The 20,250-nt window shown below is 52.0% G+C and carries 18 protein-coding genes; 9 read left to right on the forward strand and 9 right to left on the reverse strand.

Going from position 1 to position 20,250, the window contains the following annotated elements; all coding sequences use genetic code 11:
- Positions 1-11 precede the first annotated feature (11 nt).
- Positions 12-893, reverse strand: a complete 882-nt coding sequence (locus tag MKS85_RS10365) for an AraC family transcriptional regulator (protein ID WP_010457930.1) — start codon at positions 891-893, stop codon at positions 12-14.
- Between the two features lie 206 nt (positions 894-1,099).
- On the opposite strand from MKS85_RS10365, the gene MKS85_RS10370 reads away from it, so the two are divergent.
- Complete coding sequence (locus MKS85_RS10370; RefSeq protein WP_010457932.1) at positions 1,100-1,849, forward strand: glucose 1-dehydrogenase; 750 nt, start codon at positions 1,100-1,102, stop codon at positions 1,847-1,849.
- Positions 1,850-1,912: 63 nt separating this feature from the next.
- Positions 1,913-3,115 carry an MFS transporter gene (locus tag MKS85_RS10375; RefSeq protein ID WP_010457935.1) on the forward strand — a complete coding sequence of 401 codons (1,203 nt, stop codon included), beginning with the start codon at positions 1,913-1,915 and terminating at the stop codon, positions 3,113-3,115.
- A gap of 99 nt (positions 3,116-3,214) precedes the next feature.
- Here the strand turns inward: MKS85_RS10375 and MKS85_RS10380 are convergent, their stop codons facing one another.
- Both MKS85_RS10380 and MKS85_RS10385 read right to left on the reverse strand, forming a co-directional pair.
- A complete protein-coding gene (locus MKS85_RS10380; RefSeq protein WP_010457937.1) occupies positions 3,215-3,970 on the reverse strand; it encodes an SDR family oxidoreductase in 756 nt (251 codons plus the stop codon).
- 205 nt (positions 3,971-4,175) lie between these two features.
- A complete protein-coding gene (locus tag MKS85_RS10385; protein ID WP_010457939.1) occupies positions 4,176-4,595 on the reverse strand; it encodes a helix-turn-helix domain-containing protein in 420 nt (139 codons plus the stop codon).
- 98 nt (positions 4,596-4,693) lie between these two features.
- On the opposite strand from MKS85_RS10385, the gene MKS85_RS10390 reads away from it, so the two are divergent.
- From MKS85_RS10390 to MKS85_RS10400, 3 genes are all read left to right on the forward strand, one after another.
- Positions 4,694-5,815 carry an NADH:flavin oxidoreductase gene (locus tag MKS85_RS10390; RefSeq protein ID WP_010457942.1) on the forward strand — a complete coding sequence of 374 codons (1,122 nt, stop codon included), beginning with the start codon at positions 4,694-4,696 and terminating at the stop codon, positions 5,813-5,815.
- A gap of 47 nt (positions 5,816-5,862) precedes the next feature.
- Positions 5,863-6,603, forward strand: coding sequence for an SDR family NAD(P)-dependent oxidoreductase (locus MKS85_RS10395; protein ID WP_010457944.1), 741 nt, complete (start codon positions 5,863-5,865; stop codon positions 6,601-6,603).
- Between the two features lie 66 nt (positions 6,604-6,669).
- The gene (locus tag MKS85_RS10400; protein ID WP_010457946.1) at positions 6,670-8,085 is read left to right on the forward strand and encodes an MFS transporter; all 1,416 of its coding nucleotides are present in this window, start codon (positions 6,670-6,672) and stop codon (positions 8,083-8,085) included.
- Positions 8,086-8,214: 129 nt separating this feature from the next.
- Here the strand turns inward: MKS85_RS10400 and MKS85_RS10405 are convergent, their stop codons facing one another.
- The 3 genes from MKS85_RS10405 to MKS85_RS10415 all read right to left on the reverse strand — a co-directional run bounded on the left by MKS85_RS10405 (position 8,215) and on the right by MKS85_RS10415 (position 10,740).
- Positions 8,215-9,114 carry a LysR family transcriptional regulator gene (locus tag MKS85_RS10405; protein WP_010457948.1) on the reverse strand — a complete coding sequence of 300 codons (900 nt, stop codon included), beginning with the start codon at positions 9,112-9,114 and terminating at the stop codon, positions 8,215-8,217.
- Between the two features lie 44 nt (positions 9,115-9,158).
- Positions 9,159-9,539: a helix-turn-helix domain-containing protein gene (locus MKS85_RS10410; RefSeq protein ID WP_042932595.1), complete on the reverse strand. Its 381-nt coding sequence runs from the start codon at positions 9,537-9,539 to the stop codon at positions 9,159-9,161.
- Between the two features lie 412 nt (positions 9,540-9,951).
- Positions 9,952-10,740, reverse strand: a complete 789-nt coding sequence (locus MKS85_RS10415) for a nucleotidyltransferase domain-containing protein (protein ID WP_010457953.1) — start codon at positions 10,738-10,740, stop codon at positions 9,952-9,954.
- 92 nt (positions 10,741-10,832) lie between these two features.
- On the opposite strand from MKS85_RS10415, the gene MKS85_RS10420 reads away from it, so the two are divergent.
- The 3 genes from MKS85_RS10420 (at position 10,833) to MKS85_RS10430 (ending at position 12,455) form a co-directional block, all read left to right on the forward strand.
- Positions 10,833-11,291 carry a hypothetical protein gene (locus tag MKS85_RS10420; RefSeq protein WP_310662822.1) on the forward strand — a complete coding sequence of 153 codons (459 nt, stop codon included), beginning with the start codon at positions 10,833-10,835 and terminating at the stop codon, positions 11,289-11,291.
- Between the two features lie 66 nt (positions 11,292-11,357).
- On the forward strand, positions 11,358-11,546 hold the full coding sequence (locus tag MKS85_RS10425) for a hypothetical protein (RefSeq protein WP_310662823.1): 189 nt from the start codon (positions 11,358-11,360) through the stop codon (positions 11,544-11,546).
- A gap of 240 nt (positions 11,547-11,786) precedes the next feature.
- On the forward strand, positions 11,787-12,455 hold the full coding sequence (locus MKS85_RS10430; protein ID WP_310662824.1) for a hypothetical protein: 669 nt from the start codon (positions 11,787-11,789) through the stop codon (positions 12,453-12,455).
- A gap of 341 nt (positions 12,456-12,796) precedes the next feature.
- On the opposite strand, the gene MKS85_RS10435 is transcribed toward MKS85_RS10430, so the two are convergent.
- Both MKS85_RS10435 and MKS85_RS10440 read right to left on the reverse strand, forming a co-directional pair.
- The gene (locus MKS85_RS10435; RefSeq protein ID WP_310662825.1) at positions 12,797-14,038 is read right to left on the reverse strand and encodes a hypothetical protein; all 1,242 of its coding nucleotides are present in this window, start codon (positions 14,036-14,038) and stop codon (positions 12,797-12,799) included.
- Between the two features lie 267 nt (positions 14,039-14,305).
- Positions 14,306-18,061, reverse strand: a complete 3,756-nt coding sequence (locus MKS85_RS10440) for a hypothetical protein (RefSeq protein ID WP_310662826.1) — start codon at positions 18,059-18,061, stop codon at positions 14,306-14,308.
- 992 nt (positions 18,062-19,053) lie between these two features.
- Between MKS85_RS10440 and MKS85_RS10445 the strand changes: the two genes are divergently transcribed.
- Positions 19,054-19,464, forward strand: a complete 411-nt coding sequence (locus MKS85_RS10445; RefSeq protein WP_310662827.1) for a response regulator — start codon at positions 19,054-19,056, stop codon at positions 19,462-19,464.
- A 200-nt stretch (positions 19,465-19,664) separates the two neighbouring features.
- On the opposite strand, the gene MKS85_RS10450 is transcribed toward MKS85_RS10445, so the two are convergent.
- Entirely contained in the window at positions 19,665-20,135 is a 471-nt protein-coding gene (locus tag MKS85_RS10450) for a DUF6124 family protein (protein ID WP_310662828.1), read from the reverse strand.
- Positions 20,136-20,250 lie beyond the last annotated feature (115 nt).

Genomic DNA, 20,250 nt, shown 5'->3' on the forward strand with positions numbered 1-20,250 from the left:
GAGGCGGTCGCTCAAGAGGCGGCTGTCAGCTCACTGGCGGGGGCGGGCGACCTGAATCTTGCCGCATCCCGCGCAGGTGGCAGGCCAAATAACCGAGCGTACTCTCGATTGAATTGCGACGCGCTTTCATAGCCTACGGTGTAGGCAATGGACGTCGCATCCAGCGTATCGAACAGCAGCAACCAGCGAGCCCTAAGCAAGCGCAGGCGCTTCTGATATTGGATCGGTGTCATGGCCGTCACCGATTTGAAGTGCCGGTAGAAGGCGGCCACGCTCATGTCAGACATGAGCGCGAGCGGCTCGACGCGAAAAGGCTCGGTGTAGTGCTCACGAATCCACTGGGTGACACGGCGGATTTGTGTCATCCGGCCATCCGGTCGCGCAACGTCACGAAGAATACCGCCCAGTGGCCCCTGCAATGCACGGAACAAAATCTCGCGCTCGATCATCGGCGCCAGTACCACAGCCTCATGCGGGCGATCCATGAGCCGCATCATACGTAACCAGGCATCAATCATTTCAGCCGGCGCGAGCACACCCTCGAAACACGAATTTTGCGGCGCCCTTGGCGTCTTGCCCTCATCCATCAGCAGCATAGCGATCACATCGGGCTCCAGGGTCAGGCTGACCGCGAGATAGGGTTGATCCGCTGCGCCGGGCTGAATCTGGCCCGTAGCGGGTACATCGACAGGCACCAAAAAATAGCTGCCTGCCGGATACCTGGAAACTTCTTCCCCTATCGACAGAGTCTTGGTGCCCTGAAGCACCAGATGCAGCATCGGCTGATAGACCTGATCCGCACAGGCCTCGGCCCGGACCATGGCCACACGGGGCAATCCGGTTTCGGTCCACTTGTCTTGTGCGCGCATCACGATGCTGCGCAGTTCTGCCATTGGTTTTTCCATGCCTCTCACCGTGAGCTATATCCCTGGGCATAGCAAGCCAACTGAGAAGAATAGGCAAGGATGTGCGAATAACCGGCAAACGTTGGTGTGTCCGTTACCGGAATACTGATGGCACGCAGTTCGTTGCATTTCAGTCATTCACGATCCGACAGCAACAAAGCCCTCATATCAATCAACTTCAAAAAGGTCACGTTATGAAACTCGAAGGAAAAATAGCAGTTGTCACCGGTGCGTCGAAAGGCATAGGCGCCGGAATCGCCAAAGCATTGGGTGCGCAGGGCGCAACGGTCATCGTCAACTACGCCTCCAGTAAGCCTGACGCCGATGCCGTGGTGGCTCATATCACAGAGCACGGCGGCTCAGCCTTCGCCGTACAGGCAGACATGAGCCAGGCAGCCGATGTTGTGCGCCTGTTTGACACGGTCCGGACGAAGTACGGCACCCTTGATGTTCTGGTCAACAACGCCGGCGTCGCGGTGTTCCAGATGATCGATGACCTGACCGAAGAAGCATTCCACAAGCAATTCAATCTGAATGTGCTGGGCTACCTTCTTGCGGTACGTGAGGCCGTCAAATTGCTAGGGCCGAAAAGCAGCATCATCAATATCAGCTCGATCCTCAGCACCGATCCCTACCTGGCTTCGAGCGTGTACTCGGCGACCAAGGGCGCGGTCGATACCTTGACCTTTGCACTGGCCAGGGAGCTGGGACCGCGTGGCATCAGGGTCAACTCGATCTTGCCAGGGCATACGAACACCCCGGCTACTGACGGGAATTTTGCCGGTGAATTGGGCGAAAAGCTTCTTGCGGGTACTCCGTTGGGTCGCTTCGGAGAGCCTGAAGACATCGCACCTTTGGCAGTGTTTTTGGCATCTGAAGAGTCGCACTGGGTGACAGGCGAATCCATCAGGGCGTCAGGCGGTGTTCGCGGCGTTGGTTACTAACGCGACTGGTTAAACCGAAGGCGCACGGAAGCGTGTGCCTGAAGGTTTTTTGGAATTCAGATTATGACGCAGCATGTAGTTGAAGCAGATTCATCCACGCCTGTGGCGCTGCATGAAACTCCTGCTCCCTGGAGCGCAGTTGCCGCCATCGGGGTAGGAGCTTTCGCTTTGGTCACGGCAGAGTTTTTGCCAGTTGGCCTCTTGCCCCAAATAGCCAATGACCTGGCGATCAGTGAAGGACGCGCGGGTCTTGTGATTACCATCCCGGGTATCGTCGCCGCCTGTTCAGCGTTTCTGACTATCAGCCTGGCCCGAACCTTTGATCGACGATACGTGCTGTGGGTGCTGCTCAGCCTTCTGATCATTTCCAATGTCCTCGTTGCGACCGCCACCGAACTGTACGTGCTGTTGCTGGGCCGAGTTTTGCTCGGTATTGCGGTGGGTGGATTCTGGACCATAGGCGTTGCTCTAGGGCCCAGGCTTCGACCCGACGCGGTCGGTAGGGCAACCTCCATCGTTTTCTCGGGCGTGACCTTGGGGACAGTTCTCGGGGTTCCAGCAGGGACGCTGCTAGGCGGCGCGTTCGGTTGGCGGGCGGCTTTTGCTGTGTCTGCCGTCTTGGGCTGCTTGGTGGTAATCGCGTTGATGTTGCTGCTTCCAAGGATCCGCCCGGAGCAATTGTCCGGAGCTTCACAACTGCCAGCCGTACTGCGCATACCGAAGGTACAGGTAGGGTTGGTGGCCGTGGTCTTGATATTTACCGGACAGTTCGCAGCGTACACGTACATCACACCCTATCTGAACCAGATCAGTGGGATCGAATCCGCGCAGCTAAGTCTTCTCTTGCTGGGGTACGGTGTGGCAGGAATCTTTGGCAATGTACTGTGCGGCTGGTGCGTCGAACGTGATGTGCGCCTGGCAGTATTGAGCACCGCACTGCTACTGGGCTGCTCGATGCTATTACTGGTCTGTACGGGTGAACATCCGCTAGTCGTCATAATAGCGGTGGTGACCTGGGGACTAGGGTTTGGGATGTTGCCTATCGCCATTCAGAGCTGGATCTTCAGTGCAGCGCCTGAACGTCTGGAGACGGCTGCCGCTCTATTCGTTTCCATAGGGCAATTGGCTATGGGCGCGGGTGCTTTGCTCGGCGGCATCGCTATCGATCAGTACGGTGTTGCAAGTGCGCTCTGGCTGGGCGCTGCTGGCGTGTTGGTTGGCGGGGCATGGATCTGGATGCGATTTCCGCTCACGCGGGTGGAATAGCACGCATCAAGTCAGCATTTTTGGCGTACCTGTTCCCCCTGGCAGTGGGTGCTCACCCGCTGCTAACTAGCAACGGGTGCAAGCTTGCAAATGAGCGGGTCAGACCTGCACCATGCCACCGTCTGCAAAAATTTCGGCACCATTGATGAAACTTGAGTCGTCACTGGCCAGAAACAGGGCTGCTTTGGCGATCTCATCCGCTTCACCGACTCGCCCCATCGGGACAATGGTGCCCAAGTAATCGAGCATGCCTTGCTGCTGCGCAGGATCGTCACCTGCATATTCCAAAAGTGCCGGCGTGCGGACGGGGCCCGGGCTCAACACATTGACCCGAATGCCGGTGCCTTTGAGGTCAAGAATCCAGCTGCGCGCCAGATTGCGCACCGCTGCCTTGGACGCAGAGTAGACGCTGAAGGCAGCAGTTCCGGCGATGCTGGCGCTTGACCCTGCAAGGATGACCGATGAGCCGGAGACTAGTAGTGGCAGGGCTTTTTGGACGGTGAAGATCAGCGCTTTGACATTTAGCCCGAAGGTATCGTCGACCTGCTGCTCGGTGATCTGCCCCAAGGTCAGCAGCGTGCCGCCACCAGCGTTTGCATACAACACATCAATGCGGCCTGCCTCGGCCTTGATCTGTTCGACCACGTGATCCAGATCAGCAATATGGGTCGAATCTGCCTGTATGCAAGTCACGTTAGCGCCGATTTCGTCCTGCGCTGTCTTCAGTGATTCCGCGTTGCGTCCGGTGATGTAGACATACGCACCTTGCGCTGCAAAAAGTTTGGCGGTGGCCAGGCCGATGCCGCTGGTAGCGCCGGTGATAAGTGCGATTTTGCCGTCGAGTCTGTCGGACATGGTCATTGTTCCTAGTGCCTGAAGAGCCTGACCTGAAGGGTTCAGGTCAGCAACTTGGGGCGAGTCTAGGGTGGGTTTATCCATGACAGAAGCCCGCCAGGATAGAGACATAATCCATCAGGGTGGATGATCGGATTCTCGCAATCCAGGATGCATGTGAGTGCCGCTCAACTCCTCAGGATCTACAGTTTTCGCTGCTGAACAGCTATATGTGTCCGGTCAACACGCCTTCCACATCTCGTCCGTCAAACGCTACACGCGCATCGATGACTGCGGCTGAATGATGAATCGTCCAGAAAAACAAGGCTTTGAAGGGCTCTTCCAGCGTCCGACCCAATGCCGTGACGCTGTACTCTACTGCCACCTGAGACGACGGAATAACTCGCCGGGCAAGAATCCCGTTCCGCTCAAGCCGTCGAAGGGTTTGCGTCAGCGCCTTTTGAGTTATCCCGTCCAGACAACGCTTGAGTTCGTTGAAGCGCAATGGTTTTTTACATAGCGCGGCGAGAATCAAAATCGACCACTTGTCTGCGATTTGATCCAGCATCAACCGGCTCGAAGGATCAGCCATGTAAGCCCCCAGATCAAGTTCGTCTCTGAGGATCTGATCATCCGTCGTTAGCATATGGTTTCCTCGTGTATACCTGATGGCCTTCAAGTGCCGTATTGATATTAGGTATACATCTTATACCATGAAGGCTCATTCACACGGTGCCTCATCTGATGAGTTCTACGTATCTTGACCCCCTATTCCGGCCTTTCGCGCTCAAATCTCTGGCTTTGAAAAACCGTATCGTTATGGCTCCCATGACGCGTTCCTTTGCTCCAGCAGGCGTGCCCAACGATAGAAATACGGCCTATTACCGCAGGCGTGCGGAGAGCGAAGTAGGTTTGATTCTTTCCGAAGGTACCGGCGTTGATCGGCCGGGGTCTCGTAACGATCCCAATGTTCCGCTCTTCCATGGCGAGGAAGCGCTTGCCGGGTGGAAACAGGTAATCGACGGTGTTCATGAAGCTGGCGGCAAAATGGGGCCTCAGCTCTGGCACGTTGGATCATCGGTCAGCCCCCAGACCGACTGGAAACCTGAACGCGGGATTGAAAGTCCTTCAGGACTGGCCGCACCCCGCGCTCTTAGAGGTGAGGCGATGACTGATGAGGCTATCGCAGACACGATTTCCGCCTTTGCCAGAGCAGCAGCTGACTCGAAGCGTCTGGGGTTCGATACGGTCGAAATCCACGCGGCGCACGGCTACTTGTTAGACCAGTTCTTTTGGGAAGGTACCAACCAACGCATTGACCATTTCAACGGTACATCCACCACTGAGCGTTCGCGGTTTGTGGTTGAAATCGTAAAAGCCATTCGTAAGGCAGTCGGCCCTGACTTCCCGGTGATACTGCGTTTGAGCCAATGGAAGCCGCAAGACTATAGCGCGCGCTTGGTTACGGCGCCGAAGGCGATGTCCGATTGGCTCGTTCCGTTGGTGGAGGCGGGCGCTGATATTTTGCACTGTTCTCAACGACGCTTCTGGGAGGCTGAGTTCCCCGAGTTGGATGGCGAGCAGGGACTGAATTTCGCCGGCTGGGCGAAGAAGCTGACTGGAGCCGCCACTATCAGTGTGGGCTCCGTAGGGTTGTCCGGAGATTTCATCGGTGCCACTCGCGGCGAAAGCTCGAAACCAGCGAGCCTTGAAAACTTAGTGCAGCGCTTAGAGCGGGATGAGTTCGATCTTATTGCGGTTGGTCGCGCGCTCCTCAGCGATCCGCAATGGGTCACGAAGATTCGATCAGGGAGCACTGATGGCTTGAAGCCTTTCACTCCAGCCGACTTAGCTGAGCTGGTCTAGAAGCCGCTTAAAATTCCTTCCAGCTCTTTTCACCTAGGTACGTAGTCATGGAATTCAAAAACAAAGTTGTCTTGGTTACCGGCGGATCATCAGGTTTGGGATTTGCTATTGCACAGGAGTTCGCCACGCAAGGCGCGCGAGTAGTCATCACGGGACGTCGGCAAGAGCAGCTGGATCAGGCTTTGACTATCTTGGGTAATAACGTGGCTGCATTTGCTGCTGATGTCTCACGCCCAACCGATCTGGCCCTCCTTTTCAGTCATGTAGAGGCGATTCATGGCCGTATCGATGTCTTGGTAGCGAATGCCGGAATGGGCGAGATCGCCCCGTTAGGTACGATAACTGAAGCAGGCTTTGACCGAGTATTTGAAACGAATGTCAAAGGCGTCACTTTCACTGTCCAAGGCGCGCTGCCTCTTATGAGCAAAGGAGCCAGCATTGTCATCATCGGCTCTACAGCTTCGATCACTCCTGGGCCAGGGCTGAGCCTTTATGGCGCAACCAAGGCTGCACTTCGAGCATTGGTCAGAAGCTGGATTTTGGACATAAAAGGTTCCGGCGTTCGAATCAATCTTCTCAGTCCCGGCCCGGTGGATACCCAATCCTTGCGGAACATGGCAGGCGATCATGCGGAGCAGCTAATCCAGTCCCTCAGTGAAAAAAGCACTCTGGGACGCATTGGCGAAGCGCAGGAAATAGGTAAGGCGGTTGCGTTCCTGGCAAGCGATGCTTCGAGCTACATCAATGGTATTGAGCTGTTTGCCGACGGTGGGGCCTCTCAGGTCTGAACAGCGCCTGCCAATCAAACGGCCGGACTTCGTTCAGGCCGTTCTTCGCCACCTCTGGGAACGACCATGCCTCATTCGCCGTCGGCGCAAGCGCCATCTATATCCAAACAGGACACGAACCGAATTCTTGCGTTGGCCGTCATCCTCAGCGCCCAACTCATGCTGCAAATGGACTTTTTGATCGTGATGGTCGCTTTACCTCAAATACAGGCTGATCTGGGATTTTCCCCCGCAGCCTTGTCTTGGGTACCCAATGCATTCGCTCTGGCACTTGGCGGTTTGCTTTTACTGGGAGGCCGATTGGGGGATGTGTATGGGCGTGTCAGGGCGTTCAAAGCAGGCCTTGCCGTTTTTGTACTGGCCTCGCTACTGGGGGGATTAGCGAACAGCCCGCTGATGCTAATTACTGCAAGAATCCTCCAAGGGATTGGGGCTGCTATAGCTGCACCCAGCGTGTTGGCATTGGTGATGAACATCGCGCGCAACGAGGCGGAACGTAATCGGGGGCTTGCCCTTTTCATCACTGTGTCCTCAGTAGGTGCCTCTGCCGGACTGATTCTAGGAGGTGCGCTCACAGAGTATTTCTCCTGGCGCTGGTCGCTGCTCATCAATGTGCCCGTTGGGATTTTCATTCTGGTCATGATTGGCAGCGTTGTTAAGGAAACAGTAGGCCAGCGTGCTCAATTCGACATAGGTGGAGCATTGACCGCTACAGCCGGTTCGATTGCGCTGGTATTTGGTTTCATTAACGCCGCAGAGCACGGTTGGGCACACTTCGGAACCCTGCCTTCCTTTGTAACTGCTGTTGCGCTACTGACGGCATTTTGGATCATAGAAGGCCGAGCGAAGCAGCCACTATTGAACCTGAATCTCCTACGGAACCGAACCCGCATTGTCGCTCTGGCTGTAATGGCGATTATCGTCGGCATGCATTTTTCGATGCTATTTCTGGTCGTCCAATATTTTCAGAAAGTGCTTGGGTTTGGGCCTCTGGCCGCCGGTCTGGCCTATCTGCCAGTCACTTGCACCGTTTTTGCCGTAACCCATTTCATGCCAGGCTTGATCGAACGCTTCGGTGCCAGCAGACTTCAATTGAGCGGATGCATACTCGTGGCGTGCAGCTTTGCAGGGTTTGCCTTTATAGACATTGACGGCAGCTATGCGGGTTCAGTGCTAGGCCCAATGTTGGTGCACAGTTTGGGTATTGCACTGGTATTTACACCTGGAACGGTGCTGACGATGGAGGGCGTGGCTGCCGAGCAATCGGGTATTGCGTCAGGCCTATTACAGATGGATCAGCAAATCGGCGGTGCATTAGGAATCGCTGTGGTCACCTCAGTTTTCGCCTTTACTTCACTACCCGGAGACTTCGTATCTGGATTACCAATGGCATTCGGTGTGGCCGCGCTGTTGTCAGCTATGGCAGCAGTCTTGACGTACGTCGTTATGCTTAGAGCCCCCTCCTTGATTAGGCCGATTTAGCGGCAACTAGGTAGGTTTCGGGGAGCCGCTTAGAAAATGAACGGGATCAGTACGGAGCATTAGGAGGTCGTGCTCACGCAGCTTTGAGCACGCTCAATGCTTTTGGCGTTGCTGGCAAGCAAGAGGGGATCACCGGACGCATACGAACAGCTCAACTGCCCAATCGATAAAAGCGCGCAGCTTTGCGCTGGGATGGCGCGTTGCTGGGTAGACCAACTGGAGCGGATGGGAGGGTGGAGTCCAATCCTCCAGGATCGGCACCAAGTTTCCCGCAGCGATATGCGCACGCGCGCTGAAACGAAAGATTTGCCCGACACCAATCCCGGTCAGTACCGCCTCGGTCAGGGCAGTGCTTTCGCTCACGTTGAGGGTAGGCTGGCCATTCACCTCGTATCTTTCGCTGCCTTTGCTGAAGTGAAGAGGCAGCGTTTTACCCGAGTGTGGAAAAAAATAGCGGATCGTGCGGTGGTTTTGCTCAAGATCCTGTGGATGTATCGGGGTACCAAAAGAAGAAAGATAGTCAGGCGTCGCGCAGGTGACGAAGTCCGCATTGCAAAGGTGGCGTCCGATCAGCGAGCTGTCAGGTAATGCGCCGCCGCGAATCACGCAGTCGACGCCGTCGCCGATGAGATCGGCAGGCCGATCACTGACCCCAAGCAATAATTCCAGATCAGGATAGCGCGCATGAAATTGCGGTAGCGCTGGGATGATCACCAGATTGGCCAGCGATGAACCTATGTCCACACGAAGACGGCCGTGGGGACTTGCCCGTGCCTGTCGAGCGGCGATATCCATATCCTCCAACCCCGCCAGCAGATTCAACGCTTGTTCCCTGTAGACCTCACCCGCCTGCGTGATGGTGAATGAGCGCGTACTACGCTCGACCAGCTTGGTACCCAGGTGTTGTTCCAGATCCTGAAGCAGCTTGCTGACGGAGGAGCGAGGAATATTCAACGAGTCAGCCGCTTTCGCAAAAGAGCGAGCGTCCGCAATGCGGATGAAGACCCGTATGGCGAGAAGTTGATCCAAATCTGCGCTCCATGAAGGGGGGATGGCCGAACTTAATCTGACGGCTAAACCTCTGCCGCCTCGATCTCTCGTGTAGCGAAGGTCGTTTGGGCTTGAATGACCGCAGCCAAGTGATTTAGCGTCCAGTGGTACAGGGCGTTGAAGGGTTGTGCAAGCGCCCCGCCTAACGGGGTGATGCTGTATTCGACCGCGATCTGCGAGGAAGGAATAACCCGCCGGGCCAAAATGCCGCTGCGCTCAAGACGACGAAGGGCTTGAGTCAAGGCTTTCTGGGTAATGCCGTCCAGACACCGTTTTAGTTCATTGAATCTCAACGGCTTCTTACACAGCGCTGCGAGAATCAGCACTGACCACTTGTCAGCCATTTGGTCGAGCAGGAAGCGTCTGGAGCAATCTACGCTTCGATCTGTGGATGGGGCATCGATTTGCGCTGCGGTCTATGACTTTGAAATAGAAATCAGGTATGTCAGGCATAGCTACCAAAACCCATCATCAAATACACAATGCTTGGATGCCCCGGTATCCGCGTTGTTGATGATAAACGCGGTAAATTCCTGGAGCTTGCGGCGTCAAATATTTCTACTGAGCGATACGAAGGGTATTCAATGATCCCATTCGGTTTAAGTCTGTGGGTCGAACCACAAATCTTCCTGGAACCGTTCACTTATCCGTCTGCTTAACGTGAAGAGCAGACGGCCATGAACGTCCGCTTCTGGCCGTTTTCTGCCTGTGGTGACCGGCAGAAAACGACCCAAAGCGGACGGTCAAAGTGAACGCGTGCGCATTGCTTTGACGATCCGTCATCGGCCTTTCAAACGCTTTATTCCATTGGGCACCTCATCCCCAAGTTTCTTTGAGTACAGTTCGAAACAGTTCCGAAAGTAATGGCTCAACGTCTTTGCGCTCGGTGCGTATCGGCTTAATGGACTCAAGTCGATTCAGTTCACGCTCAATGAATTGTTGAATGGGAGTGATCTGAGGTGATAACCCCATCTCCGGAGACGCGCGCTTGATCGCAAGCAATTCATCAATGGCCTGCTGGAGCCCGGACTCTCGCTCGATGACACCGCGCAGCTTCTCAAACTCTATGGGGGCAGGTGTACCAAACTGCTCAAGCCACCGCACCGATAACAGCGGGCGCAGAACGTAGAAGTATTTTTTCAGCGGTACCTGAGGGGCCTGCAAATATCCCCTATAGTTGGTTTTGGCCATGCTGCGATAGTGGTAGATGCCACTCTCCACCGAATACACCTGCGGCAATAACTCCTTTGCCCGCTCGTGGAAACAGCCAGCATGCTCGTAAATGATGGTCGACTGTATCCACTCCACAAAGCCTGGATTGGACTTCCAAAATAGCCTGAGTGCCTTACGTAGATCCCAGCCATTGATATCCATGTCGTCAATGATCGGATACTCGATGACGTCGCGTTGCTCCTCGAGGCCGACAGAGAGATACCACTCGGGTTTATTTACGTAGATGAAGCGTGCGTCGTAGTCGCTGTTGGGAGAGGCAAATCCCCAGGCACGACTGCCAGACTCAATAGCTAAAAGAACTTTCACGTCATGCTCGTTCTCAGCACGACGTAGCCGGTCTCGAACCTCTTCTTGAACAACGATAGAAACCATGAGCCAACTCTAATTAGACGATGTTTCGAGTGCACGCTACTCATCCCGCGGTAGACTGTCCAGCGTCCTCTACTGGCCGTTTACTGCCGCTCATGGTGACAAAGCCTGCTGGTCAAAACCGATGCAAATCGTTGGTCAGAACGAATGCAAATGACTGGTCAGGTCGAATGCAAGCGGGTGGTCAAGTGGAGTGCAATTTCGCAGTAGCCGAGCACAACCGTCGTCAGCAGTTGATCATCAGCGCTCTGGAACAAGAGCTGGCCACCATCGATCAGCACATCGCTGAAGCGCAGCAAGAACACCAAAAAATCGAGAACAAGGCGCTGCACCTCGCCAACGCGGTGCTTGAAGAGAAGTGGAATGAGGCGGCTCAGGCTTTGCTTGATGTGGGCGGACAACTTTGCGCGGCGCGTCGGATGATCGACCGGGATCCTGTTGCGCTGCTCAAGCTCAACGTTCCAGAGCAAGGGGAAAATTTCAGCAGTTGGGACTGGAGTGACCTGTCGGAGCGCTCAGTGCGGTACAAGGTGCAAGACGTGCTGGCTTTGTAACGACCCGCCCCACCTGAAACAGCCCACTTGTGTGGGTTGTTTAAACACTGCCCAAGGATCAGCACTATGAACACTGCCACGCAGAACAGCCCCAGTCGTACCGAAACACTGAAGGCAAGGAAAACCCATCTGAGCGGCCTGCTCAAGCTCATGCGCTCTCGCTGGGGGAAAAGCACAGCGATACAGAACCTCACCGCAAACGCGATCAAAGCAGAGCTGATTCTCATCGATCAGCAATTGAAGCACCGAAGTTAGGGTGCGGTGGAGGACCTAGTCGGCTTCCGCTGCCCGCTCTATAGGTAGTTGGTTGAGCCGACAGGTTTGTCTGTTCAGTCCCACCCTCACATTGATTTGAAAAGGCAGCCTGAGGCCGAGAGCGGTTATTGAGTCTGCGATATTAGGTCGACTTACCGAAATCGCTCCCCAGATGGTGAATGGCGCTCAGTCCATTCTGTCATGGCATACTGCACTGACCCTCACAGACTCGGTTAGAACATGGATATTGATGGTTTCGCGCAGTGCCTCACCTACATTCAAGCTACGACAGTAAAAACTTCGACGGATAAGTTTTTACCGCTGGTGGGTACGATTATCGGTGCGGGCCTGGCCTTTAGCCTAAATTACTTCTCAACGACACGAAAAGAGGCAAAGACGAAGGTTGCGAAGAAGGAGTGTTGCGAAGAGGATATTCATGAGCTTATGCACATATGTAAGCATGCTTTGGAAAATCTCCTTGAAATGTGCGAAACAATAGCTACAAAAACACGTCCTACTGGACACAATCTGCCATCAACAGTGAGCTTGCCGCTATTGGACAAATATTATCCTGAAATCGCCCACGCATTCAGCGTCGATCAGCGGTATTGGATCAAGCTCGTTTTTAGGCATGTAACCGACATAAGCAAGTATCTCGAACTGCTGACGGAACATGAAGCAGAGACCTCACTATTAAGGATTTCCGTACTAGCAATTAACTTGGAGGCCTGTCTACTTGAAGCCCACAAGCTCTGCTACTGCATATTGAATAATAAACAATTCGAGTTTTCAGAGCATGATGAGGCACTTGCCGAGCTTGGTGTGACTCATGAACGAATAGAATGGTTAAATATGTTGAAATCGAATGCTGAGAAAGCAAACTCGGTACTACGACTCCCAAATGCATAGCATAGGGAGAAGCTGAGCTTCATACATAAGAGAGCCCGCATTACGCGGGCTCTTTATTTTCGCCTAAAATTCTGACCTTCGGGAACAAAACCTTGGAGGACAAAAATTCCTTCTGCATCTCGGCCTCGGTCAGCAGCATGGGTAAGAAGCGGACATTGATGTGCTACAGGCGATGCTTGCAGTTATCCGAACACTTGCCCGTTACCTTTGGTGTACAGCCATCGCCAAGCACCAAGTTGCTCAACTCAGGCAACTATCCACGATCCACCTATACAGCCAATTATCCTAGCTTTGGTTTAGCTCCGACTTATCCAAAGCTGATTATGACCTCAAAGAGCTATTTAAGAAGGCAGTGGTGGATCTTCATTGACTACCGATTCTGGCGCCATGACCCGAAGTCGAGGAAACATACCGGTCTTATGCCCCCAGTTGAAAACCTTCATGAAAGCTTCAAGAAATGCTTCATCGCCGGCCAAAAAGCGAGTGTACTGATGAAGTTCGCTATACGAAAGCGGAATTGTGGGAACTTCAGTTTGCTCATACAAACCTATCAAAATTGGCGTGTACTCATCATAACTGTCATCAAACAATTCCTTCATGATTACCAAGCCATATAAACTTTTGCCTTCGAGATCAACCACCATTTCTTTATCATCGATAAAAAAAACGGCAGGCTTCCTACGCCTAAGATAGGTCGTAGCCCCCTTGACTTGGGCAGCTGCTTTTTTCAGTGCCTTGAGTGCGGTGGCCTTTTTTCTTTTTATCGGAAGATTGATCGTTTTCTCCAAATTAGGGCTGTCTTTAGCCTGTACAATAAAAACGTTCTCATTAGTAATCACCAAAATATCAGAAACCTCTTCTCTGTCGTAATACCGCTTTGGTGAAAAATAAATTTCCTCAGGTGCGAACGTCCGCTGCAACAATGCGATTATCTCTTGCTCCTGATAGTTTCCCGGTTCATTCCGCTCTAGGGTGAAATGGCTCACGGGTGGACTACCATGATACAAGTGACTCTCATCGCGCATATCGGCAAATACAAAATTCTCGGGAAATAGCGGCTCAATTAATTCAACTTTTATTGCCTGCTCGTCTTCCCGCTCCCCAGACAACTGAAACCATCGTCGAAGATCATTCAGTATCGCACTTTGGTTAAGTCCGTCCGCACTAGGAATCTCAGACTGTCCTAATAGACTCCGATGAATATCGGATGACTTGAAACGAGCCTTATAGCCGAGAGATTCACGCCCAAGCTCGTCGAAAAAGTGCACATTTACTTCTTCTGACAAAAAGACTTTACGGAATTCATACCCTAACAACTCTTTGGCAAGCGCTCCAGAAATTACCAATGGGTGTTGTTGATCATCGAAGAACGCCGCCATAAAACCCACTGAATTAACCCCATTAACATCGTACGGAATCAAATGTATCGAAAAACTTCTTCGCACCTTTGCCGAAAGGATAATTTCCTTGTTAGCCTTCACCACTAGTCTTGGCAATGAGTCGCCCTTAAAAATTATTGGCAACAGGCCTACCGGAAGCTCATGGATATACGACATTACAACTGGGTGGGTTATTGAAAGCATGACATTTCTCCTGTCTCTTTGGAAGCGAGCGATTAATCAGGATTTTGGGACGTAAGACCTAGAGTGTAGATACGCTACGGCGACACGGGACTTTCCCCCGAAAAAAACGATAGCAGCCTTTCGCCAACATCCGCTTTGGGACGTTTTCTGCCTCTTGGGATGGGCAGAAAACGGCCAAAAGCAGACGATTATCCAAGTCTAATTTGGCTTAAATGATAATTCCGTATACACCCTTTTCTGTTGACAATGGCACGTGAAGCACCCCACTTACCACTTCATCTTGCCTTGTTCTGCGCGAGTGTCTTCATCAATGGACTGGGCGATCCATCTATCGGCTATTGTACTCAGCACTGATGACATCCTAGGGTAAGAGTGGGCTCTATCAGCCCAGCGCTGATACTGTTCCGCAAGCGCCCGCTCTTGATCTCCCCCCTCATTTATCGCCTTGCTATAAACCCCACGCTTGTTGAAACACTCGGTAATAAAACCTCGAGCCAATTCGGGGGAAGCAGTGCCCTCAATTACTTTTATGACGGCTGTAGTCGGCCAAAGGGAATCGTCAGGATCAAATGGAGAGTGTGCGAGAATTTGTCCAATGTAGCTGTCGCATACCTCCGCTCGATCCTTTTGAGCAGCTAGGCAGCGAGCCTCTGAAACCCAAGAATCAAGAGCCTCGTAATCAACTATTTCACCTACGAGGCCTGGTACCTGTTTGAACGCTTTCAGAAGTCGGTGGGAGGCACGTGCTCGCGCTGCCACCTCGTTCGATACTTCTTCAGATGCGGGTGAACTCTTCTCTCGGAAAACATCAGATAGAATGTCGACAAATATAGAAGGTGTTCGCGCCATTAATTTTATGATAGTTAAAGGCTGATCATTCAAAATAGGAAGATAAGCATATTCGATCTTCGCTATATCGATCTCCAAAACATCTTCTCTCCCCCTTAATTCTGAAAGCGCTTGAGCAACGGAGTACGAGAGCATAGCGCCCGTACCATATTGTGCTTGACCAATTTGAGATATACCTTTAATCAGAAGTTCTTGAATCAACTCTTGGGGAAGATGCGTGATGCGCGTGTACACTAGGCCCAGTACGTCGATGTCTCGGTTATAGCGACGAAACTGTTCAATTGCGAACGCTAGCTGTTCGGGAGTTCCATGAATTGGCAAAGAGTTGATTTGCAGCCAATATTTTTCGCGAACATCTACTCCTAAGCTATCGACAACTGACCAAGTTTCCTCATCCTGCCCCCAGCCCAGAATTAATTTAACCTTAACTGAGTCATCTGATATTCCTGCTAGTACCCTATGTGCAAACATTTGCTTCCATGGAATTCCAAATTTAGCTGCACCTACTGCTGAGATGTAAAATTTAAGCTCAGGTGGTGTGTCAGTCGCACTGATTGCCCCCTCGAGCAGTTCAAACATTTGCTCCATAGACATCGATGTATATCTGAGTGCAGGGCCAATCAGGTTTGGGAGTTTAACCATACTAGCCAATCGCAAAATTCCGACCACGCCCTCTCTCAAAAATACTCGTTCAAGCACTTCCTTACGTATTTCCTCGGGATCAAGTCCGTCACCATTGGCTTGGTACCTCCCAATATGCGGCAGCCAATCATCGAATGCCTGGCGATCCTTCACCAATGGATCGGAGGGACGATTATTTTCAACAATCGTAGCAATAGCCGCCCGTTCTTCAGGCGCCAATGCCCATTCGGCATCAGCAAAATAATCATGGCGCGAAGCTTCATCGTTAAGTGTATGCCAAACTAATCCTCCGTCAGGCGACTGATGATTTTTCAAATAGCTATCGACTGTAGATAGCACCAATGAGCGGCTCTCGGGCTGGAATGACGACATTGATTTTATCAAAAGCGCAATTCGGTCTTCATTAGTGCTGGCAACAGACAGAGCGCGTTCAACGACAGCAGCTTCAAAATCCCATACCAAACCGAACGTAATTTCTTCTGCAATTTTAGGTGCCAAATCTCGAATTTTCGGATGATGAGTCGAAGAGGAAGAGTCATGCGTTCTCGGCAGCAATTTGACAAGCAATTGCCAACCTATTTGAGGAACTGTCCTTAATATTGCGTCTAAGCAAGCGAGTCTCTGCGCCTGAGTTGCATAGGTACTTGGAGACCAACTTAACAAAATGGCTCGAAGACTGTTGATTGGGCGATTTACATAGTTGGATTCCGGGTCTGGATCTAGCTCAGCCAATTTTGCTAGCACTAAGGCAGCACGTTCTAAATATCGCGGATCCCATGCGATCGATTCTAGAGCCCAAAGTATTTTGAAGTGTGGGCTTGAGGCTCCCATCAATTCGTGGCTATTATTCTCAAAGATACTGCTTACTTCCTGGGAGCTACCCTCGAGCATAGACTCGAGGGCCCTCAAAAAAGGGTTGGGGGCCGCCTCCGCAAACAGGGCAGCTTGATCTCCTAAGCGGATTAGTGACTCATGGTTTCGCCCCCAATCCGGCAGAGCACATACGATCTCGTCCACATATTGCTGGGGTGTCTTACCATTTACATGCAGCCCTACGACCCGGTGCATAGCCGCAATGATAACTAAAGTTAGCGCCAAACCATCTCTCAGCCAACTACTATAGTCGGAGGGGGCTACGTAATTGAGACTAAATTTCTCACTGCGCGCTGGAGGTGTTGGTGCATGCCCAAAGACTTTCACAACAGCTTCTCGGAAGCGATGAAGATCTGCATCTGTGATTTGGTGACCATAGAAATAAAATGCATCAACCGGCGCGCGGGTTTGCCAAATCTCGGCTACTCTATCGATAGGACGGTCAGAAAGCGACAGCATTGGCATAAGTACGCTGTCTAAATCCGAGTAGGTATTAAACCCTCCCAGATCTCTAAGCAAGTCTCGGTCCATAGACAAATTTGAAGACCACCCTCCTGCCAAAAACGCAGATTTAAGTGCGCCCGACTGAGGGGCCCATTCTGGCTGACTTGGAGGCGTACCTGGGATTAGCCGTTTTAATATCGTCAAGCTGCGACCACAACGTTGTGCCAGCTCGTAACCATCGTCCCTATCTAATCCCATTTCTAAGAATCCTTCAGCCATACTACTCGCGGAGGGTCTTTGAAGAGGATCGTATCTTCGCGCTGATGCGCCTATAGCAGCCGAAAGAGTTGGACAGTTGGTACTCAAGACACCCGCTAGCGACTCTGCACCTTTCGTAGCAATGAAGATCATTCCCGACTTTCTACTCAACTCTCGGGCAGCCGACTCAGTACGTACGATGAGGGTTCGAGATTCAAGCAAACGTCGTTTTTCAGGTTCTGATTTTCGAATTGCCGCCACAGCAAAAGCGATTACATCTTCTGCTGTTTCTGCACCTTTAATGATGCTGCCTGCTGGGCCTAGCAATTTGCTGATAAGTTCGTCTGCTGCCTTGTGACGATCACCGATTACTACTTTTTCCGTTAATCGAGGTTCGAACTGGCTACTAAACTCATCCCAATATTCATCGGTGCTTAACGCGCCCTCTTGAGGGGCATTATCAAGTACCTCCCGAGCATATTTTGCAGCAACAGCAGGATGTTCATCGAGCCAGTGAACTAGCGTGACCGCGTCGATATAGCGCACGTCTCTCCATTTATTTTCTTTCTTTCGATCATTTTCCCACTTCGTCAACATCTCCCTTGGAGTGTCCCACTCCTCAAGATTCACAAGTACTAGCGCATTCTCTTTCATGTCCTCCGCGGAGGTTTGTTTGGTGCGTTTGTTATAATCTCCTGAAGCCTTCTTTGCTCCAGCTCCAGCTCCAAACTCCCATTTTGATTTACGGCCGGGTATATAACCCACATCTTCAGTTGTTTCCAAGTCACCATCCCAACCGCGAAGCTCGCCTGAATCACCTCCAGGAAATCGAAATCGATAGCGATCAACTGCTGGAATCGTTGCTCGAATCAGATCCGCAACCATGTCGATGAGTAACACGCGGGCATCTTTTCGCTGTGACCACTTTAAAAGATCTTTTTCATTAATCCACTGCATGTGCACGTCCTGTGGGCAATTAGCAACTCTATTGAAAAAGTGCTGGAGGAAAAGTCCTCTGAGATTCAAGACTGTGACTGATCAACCGAGGTTTGATCAAATTTTTTCGTCGGTGATCGTTCCTCCCCCCGCTGTTCGCTTTCGGCCGATAGCTAGCAATCGAAACATGTCTATCAGGGCGTAACACATAAAACTTGCGTAACACTCGAAATAGATTCACTACCAGCGTGATGTAACGGATAAAAAACCGCTTAAAATCAGGTAGTTATGGATATTCGTTACACCTGTAACCTATGTAACACCACTTTATCGGTTCCCCGCCCCCCTAGCAGCGGAATACCGTCAGCGAGCGAACGTCTTTATGATTCCTTGGGTAGGTGATTGATCATTGCATCTGAAAGGGACAGAAATTGCTGGGGTCCCTGACGATATTGAGGAGACACGGGGTCGGAAACCCGCGTGATCGTGTTAGCGAAAAAGTGCACAGCTTAGTGAACAGGTGAACCTGGTGAACTGGTGGTTCACCTGTGCATTTGCCCTATCGCTTGGTAGCTCGCCGGGGACCCTGGGCATTTAGAATGGGTACGGACCAAAGAACCCGCAGCATCTTGTTAGCGACCGAGTTTTCTACGTCGGTTGACAGGTTGACGTGGTTGACACCATCCCCAAGGTTGACCGGGTTCAACCGTTCGCTATCAACAACACAATGGCTCACCTTTACCGTTGCGGTAACGATCCCCTTTTTTCGTCAGGATCCTTTCAATTTCAACGTTGAAATTTCAGTAAGGTGCAATCTCTGTCGCTACCAAGATCCCGCGGGTTTCCGACCCCGTGTCCCTTCGATATCGCCAGGGGCCCCGGCTAATTTCTGCTGTCGTCCACACGCCTAGATTCAGATGGACCGTGCCCGCTTTCAGTGTTCATAAAACGACCTGGCGATTGAAGCCTACACTGTACGTTTCCGTTGGACGTCTATGGCATCGAGGCCAATCATGACCGTTAATTGGGAAGGTGTGAGACGTATCGATGGTGAAGTTCTGATCGTTGAGGACGATCCGACTCTGCGTAGAATTACGCAACATATCGTGGAGGAACTAGGTGCTAAAGCAGTTACGTTTGAGAACGCCGATCATGCGCTGGTGTACCTTTTGCAGTCACGCCAGCATTGCTGTCTTGTGATCACTGATTACGGTGTGCCAGGCCAGATCAACGGAATGGACTTTATCCATATGGTCGGCGAAAAATGGCCGGCAGTGAAGACAATCCTCATGTCCGGCTACGAGCTTTTGCCTGCAACGGTTCCCGCCCCAACGGTCTATCTTCAGAAACCATGGACGGTCGAAGAACTCCTGGTTTCAATATCTGGTCTGCTTCAATCCGACGCTCCCATAAAGAAACTGTAGGCAGCGTGGTCAGTCAGTGAGCCAGCAAGGCGACAGGATGTGGAATAACAGGATGCATTGTGTATCCCGTGCTGTATCCCTAGCTTACAAAAAGCTCTGAAAGCCGCATATTATATGGAATAAGCGAGTCTCCCTCGGGCACAAAAAAGGTCTTGCTAGGCAAGACCTTTTTCAATCCAGGCGGCACGCACGCTGCTGCCCTACCTCACCTCAACAATATCCAAAGCCCGATTCGCCAACAGCTCACTCACCTCAATCACCTGCAAAATCCCCATCGCAACACGCCGTCGCGAACCATCCAGATCAAACGCCAAATCACTGATCATGGCATTCGCCGAAGCCAGATTCTCACTGAGATTCGCAAGCAAACACTCAGAATCCACCCCCGGATCAATCCGTAAAANACCATCCAGATCAAACGCCAAATCACTGATCATGGCATTCGCCGAAGCCAGATTCTCACTGAGATTCGCAAGCAAACACTCAGAATCCACCCCCGGATCAATCCGTAAAATGGAGTCGGACTTGTCAGACGTTTCGCTTTTAGGCTTGGGTTTCAGGTAAAAATCCAACGCTCGCGTAGCAGCGTCTTCGATTTTCTTGTTACGGGCAGACTGGGCACGGGATGTGGGTTCGTCTGTCGCTGGGGGATTTGGTGTAATTTTCGCCATCTACTTAGATTCCTGTAAGTGATGCTGAAACCATCTCGCGACTAAACCAGAGGGCGGCAGCTGTACGCAGGTTAGCGGGAGTGTCAGATTTTTTGTGTGCGGGCCGGTAACGGCC

The organism is Pseudomonas sp. JL2 (assembly GCF_031570495.1).
Taxonomy (GTDB): domain Bacteria; phylum Pseudomonadota; class Gammaproteobacteria; order Pseudomonadales; family Pseudomonadaceae; genus Aquipseudomonas; species Aquipseudomonas rhizophila.

Coding starts and splice junctions, on each gene's coding strand:
- MKS85_RS10430 (WP_310662824.1), top strand. CDS start 11,787: ATGGATATTGATGGTTTCGCGCAGTGCCTCACCTACATTCAAGCTACG.
- MKS85_RS10385 (WP_010457939.1), bottom strand. CDS start 4,595: ATGCTAACGACGGATGATCAGATCCTCAGAGACGAACTTGATCTGGGG.
- MKS85_RS10370 (WP_010457932.1), top strand. CDS start 1,100: ATGAAACTCGAAGGAAAAATAGCAGTTGTCACCGGTGCGTCGAAAGGC.
- MKS85_RS10395 (WP_010457944.1), top strand. CDS start 5,863: ATGGAATTCAAAAACAAAGTTGTCTTGGTTACCGGCGGATCATCAGGT.
- MKS85_RS10440 (WP_310662826.1), bottom strand. CDS start 18,061: ATGCAGTGGATTAATGAAAAAGATCTTTTAAAGTGGTCACAGCGAAAA.
- MKS85_RS10445 (WP_310662827.1), top strand. CDS start 19,054: ATGACCGTTAATTGGGAAGGTGTGAGACGTATCGATGGTGAAGTTCTG.
- MKS85_RS10415 (WP_010457953.1), bottom strand. CDS start 10,740: ATGGTTTCTATCGTTGTTCAAGAAGAGGTTCGAGACCGGCTACGTCGT.
- MKS85_RS10400 (WP_010457946.1), top strand. CDS start 6,670: ATGCCTCATTCGCCGTCGGCGCAAGCGCCATCTATATCCAAACAGGAC.
- MKS85_RS10425 (WP_310662823.1), top strand. CDS start 11,358: ATGAACACTGCCACGCAGAACAGCCCCAGTCGTACCGAAACACTGAAG.
- MKS85_RS10380 (WP_010457937.1), bottom strand. CDS start 3,970: ATGTCCGACAGACTCGACGGCAAAATCGCACTTATCACCGGCGCTACC.
- MKS85_RS10375 (WP_010457935.1), top strand. CDS start 1,913: ATGACGCAGCATGTAGTTGAAGCAGATTCATCCACGCCTGTGGCGCTG.
- MKS85_RS10420 (WP_310662822.1), top strand. CDS start 10,833: ATGGTGACAAAGCCTGCTGGTCAAAACCGATGCAAATCGTTGGTCAGA.
- MKS85_RS10365 (WP_010457930.1), bottom strand. CDS start 893: ATGGCAGAACTGCGCAGCATCGTGATGCGCGCACAAGACAAGTGGACC.
- MKS85_RS10435 (WP_310662825.1), bottom strand. CDS start 14,038: ATGCTTTCAATAACCCACCCAGTTGTAATGTCGTATATCCATGAGCTT.
- MKS85_RS10390 (WP_010457942.1), top strand. CDS start 4,694: ATGAGTTCTACGTATCTTGACCCCCTATTCCGGCCTTTCGCGCTCAAA.